The organism is Polaromonas sp. P3_C2 (assembly GCF_056402675.1).
On the sequence record NZ_JBFUGX010000385.1, the window covers coordinates 1 to 4,050 of the forward strand.

Annotated in this window: 3 protein-coding genes; all 3 read left to right on the forward strand. The window is 65.1% G+C overall.

Annotation, left to right across the window (positions count from 1 at the left end; all coding sequences use genetic code 11):
- Window positions 1-1,105: sensor histidine kinase (locus AC1DWI_RS15525; protein WP_477725160.1), on the forward strand; the 1,105-nt coding region annotated here is incomplete at its 5' end.
- Window positions 1,102-1,788 carry a response regulator gene (locus AC1DWI_RS15530; protein WP_457282848.1) on the forward strand — a complete coding sequence of 229 codons (687 nt, stop codon included), beginning with the start codon at window positions 1,102-1,104 and terminating at the stop codon, window positions 1,786-1,788. The genes AC1DWI_RS15525 and AC1DWI_RS15530, both read left to right, overlap by 4 nt.
- A 94-nt stretch (window positions 1,789-1,882) precedes the next feature.
- A complete protein-coding gene (locus AC1DWI_RS15535) occupies window positions 1,883-3,826 on the forward strand; it encodes a potassium transporter Kup (RefSeq protein ID WP_477670088.1) in 1,944 nt (647 codons plus the stop codon).
- Window positions 3,827-4,050 lie beyond the last annotated feature (224 nt).

Here is a 4,050-nt window from a genome sequence, read left to right on the forward strand (position 1 = left end):
TTGCCACCCTGGGCCAGGCGGCGCTGTTGCCACCCTGGGCCAGGCGGCGCTGGATGAAGCCTTTGAAGGCCCTTGCCTTTTGGGCACGCTGCAGGCAGGGGGCGAGCTGTCGAACGCGGCGGTGCTGGAGTCTTCGGTGCTGGACGGCATGAAGTGCTGCATGCGCGAAGCGGCCACGCTGGGGCCCGGCACCGGGCGCTGGCCGGGGCTGAACGCCTGGTACCTGCCGCTGGGCGACAAGGCGCAGATGCACGGCGCCGCGCGGGTAGAGCCCGCACCGGCACACGACACCGGCGGGCGCGAACATGCCGAGGCGCTGTGCGCGCTGCTGGGGCAGGCGCTGTGGCGGCTGCAGCTTAGCAACTCGATGCAGGCGGCACAGGGCGAAGCGCAACGCCAGCAGGTGCAAAGCACTTTTCTGGCGGCCATTTCGCATGACCTGCGCACGCCGCTGGCAACCGTGGTGGGCGCCGCTTCAGCGCTGCAAACGCAGGGCGACAAGCTGGCCCCAGCCGAGCAGGCGCGGCTGCTGGGCAGCATTGTGAGTGAGGCCTCTTATTTATCGACCGTGACGGAGAACACGCTGCAGCTGGTGCAGCTGTCCAACACCGCGCAGCCGCCGGCGCGGCAGTGGGAGTCTCCAGAAGAAATTGTCGGCACCGTGCTGGCGCGCGTGCGCAAGCKCGACCCCGAGCGCCGCATTACCTCCACCGTGCAGGCCGGGCTGCCGCTGATCAAGGCAGACCCGGTTCTGCTGGCGCAGCTGGTAGACAACCTGCTGGACAACGCGCTCAAGTACAGCACGGGTGCGATTGCGCTGTCGGTGGAGGCCCAGGGCAACACGCTGCGGCTGACCGTGAAAGACAGCGGTCCGCAGATTGCAAAAGACAAGTACGAGGCCATCTTTGCGCCCTATGCGCGCGGTGACCAGTCCGGCCCGCGCGGTGCGGGCCTGGGCCTGGCGCTGTGCCGCGCCATTGCAGAGGCGCACCAGGGCCGGCTCTTTTTATCGTCGCGCCGTGATGTTGGCGAATCGGGTGAAGGCAATGTCTTTACCCTGACGCTGCCGATTGAGGCCCAGCAACCCGCCGGGATGCAGCCATGAGCCTGCGCCTTCTGGTGGTGGAAGACGACCGCGACCTGCGCGAGCTGATGCGCGCGTCGCTGTCGGTGGAAGGCTTTGAGGTACAGACGGCCGTGTCGCTGAGCGAAGCCGCCGCGCTGGTGCGCAACGACCCGCCCGACGTGATTGTGCTGGACCTGGGCCTGCCCGACGGTGATGGCGCTGAGCTGGTGCAGGAAGTGCGGCGCAAGCATTCGCTGCCCATCCTCGTGGTGTCGGCCCGCCACCAGGAGGCGCAAAAAATCAAGCTGCTGGACGCGGGCGCCGACGACTACCTGACCAAGCCCTTCAGCGTGAGCGAGCTGCTGGCGCGCATACGCGTGGCGCTGCGCCACCGCGGCACGGCCCTGGCCGCGGCCGTAACGGTGCATGAACTTGATGGTTTGCGTGTGGACCTGACGCTGCACACCGCGCAGCTGCACGGCGAGACCCTGCACCTGACGCCCACCGAGTTCAAGCTGCTGGCGCGGCTGGTTCGCAGTGCGGGCCGCGTGGTGACGCACCGGCAGCTGCTGGCCGACGTGTGGGGGCCCGAATACACCGAGCACGTGCATTACCTGCGGCTGTACATGGCGCAGCTGCGCGCCAAGATTGAGCAGGAACCGGCCGAGCCCCGGCATTTACTGACCGAAACCGGCGTGGGTTACCGGCTGGCGGTGGACTGATACCGGCCTGAACGGCGATTTCCTTACGCGTACTTATGCGTTCCTGATGCCCGCCGGCCGACAGTGAAGCCTTGTTCACTGACGGATGGAATGTATGGGAAATGTCGCAACGACTGCGAATGCTGCTGCAGAGGGCCAGGCCACAGCCGCCAACAACACAACGCGAAAAAAAGGCCACCGCGAAGGCGTGGCGGCGCTGACGCTGGGCGCACTGGGTGTGGTGTACGGTGACATCGGCACCAGCCCGCTTTACACCATGAAGGAAATCTTCAGCCCCGCCACGGGCGTGCCACTGGATGCCCAGCACCTTATCGGCGCGGTGTCGGTGATCTTCTGGGGCCTGATGATGATCGTCACGCTCAAGTACATCCTGCTGATCTTGCGGGCCGACAACAAYGGCGAAGGCGGCATCATGGCGCTGACCGCGCTGGCGGCCAAGGCGGCAGGCCACAACCCGAAGGCGCGCACCGCCCTGCTGCTGACGGGCGTGCTGGGCGCTTCGCTGTTTTACGGCGACAGCGTCATCACGCCGGCGATCTCGGTGCTCAGCGCGGTTGAAGGGCTGGAGGTGGTGACGCCCGCGCTCAAGCCCTATGTGCTGCCGGTCTGCATGGCGGTGCTGGTGGGGCTGTTTGCAGTGCAGCGTTATGGCACGGGCCTGGTCGGCAAGCTGTTTGGCCCGGTCATCGTGTTGTGGTTTGGTGTGCTGGCCTTTACCGGTGCGCTGGAGATTGCGCAGCAGCCCGGCATACTGGCCGCGCTGAACCCGCTGAACGCCATTCGCTTTTTAAGCGCACAGGGCTGGCACATGTTTGTGGCGGTGGGCGCCATCGTACTGGCCTTTACCGGCGCGGAGGCGCTGTACGCCGACATGGGCCACTTCGGCAAGCGACCCATCCAGTTTGCGTGGGGCGGCCTGGTGCTGCCGGCGCTGGCGATTAACTACATGGGCCAGGGCGCACTGCTGATGCGCGACCCGGCCGCGCTGGAAAACCCGTTTTATCGCATGTTTGCCGAAGCGTGGCTGATTCCCGCCGTGGTGCTGGCTACGCTGGCCACGGTGATTGCATCGCAGGCTGTTATTTCAGGCGCTTATTCGATGACGCGGCAGGCCATACAGCTGGGCCTGCTGCCGCGCATGAGCGTGCTGCACACCTCGGCGCGCGAGGCCGGTCAAATCTACATGCCGGGCGTGAACTGGCTGCTGCTGGCCGCCGTGCTGGCCACGGTGCTCGGCTTTGGCAGCTCGTCGGCCATGGCGGCAGCCTATGGCATTGCGGTGACGATCACCATGCTGATCACGACCTTGCTGACCTTCTTTGTCATACGCCAGGGCTGGCGCTACCCCTTGCCGCTGGCGATTGCCGCGACAGTGACTTTTGTGGCGGTTGACCTGCTGCTGGTGGTGTCGTGCATGCTGAAGTTCATGCAGGGCGGCTGGTTTCCGCTGGTGCTGGGTGTGGCGATCTTCACCGTGATGGCGACGTGGCGGCGCGGGCGTGAGCTGCTGGTAGAAAGCATCCGCCACGACGACCCGGAGCTGTTGCCCTTTGTGACGGCGCTGTCGGCCGACAGCGTGAACCGCGTGCAGCGCACCGCGGTGTATGCGGTAGCCAACCCCGACACGGTGCCGCAGGCGCTGATGCACAACCTCAAGCACAACCAGGTGCTGCATGAGCGCAACCTGATCCTGACAGTGGTGTTTCATGACGTGCCGTGGATACCGTTTGCCGAACGCGTGCAGGTGCAGCCGCTGGCGCCGGGCTTCTGGCGGGTGGAGGTGAACTACGGCTTCAAGAACACGCCCGACATTCCGAAAGCGCTGGAGCTGTGCAAGGCCCAGGGCCTGCCCATCAACCTGTTTGAGACCTCGTACTTTTTAAGCCGCGAAATCGTGGTGCCCACGCGCGGCTCGGGCATGGTGCACTGGCGCGAGGCGCTGTTCGCCCTGATGTCGCGCAACGCAGGCAGCGTGGCGGGGTTTTTCAAGCTGCCCAACAACTGCGTGATTGAGCTGGGAACGCGGGTGCAGATTTGAGCCGAGCGGGGTCGGCCGTCGCCCGCATGGCGCGTCGGTGGCCTGCGGGAGCGATGGATGGCACTATCAATTTAATAGCTGCTCGCGCCCGCCCTTATTGGGCTTCAGGTACTTTCGATGCCTGAAAATGCCTGTTTTTGGCACTTTTTTGTGCCCAAAAGGCACTCAGGCCAGTTTTCAGTTCACACGTAAACGCTATCAAAACAATAGCTGCTTGCGCCCGT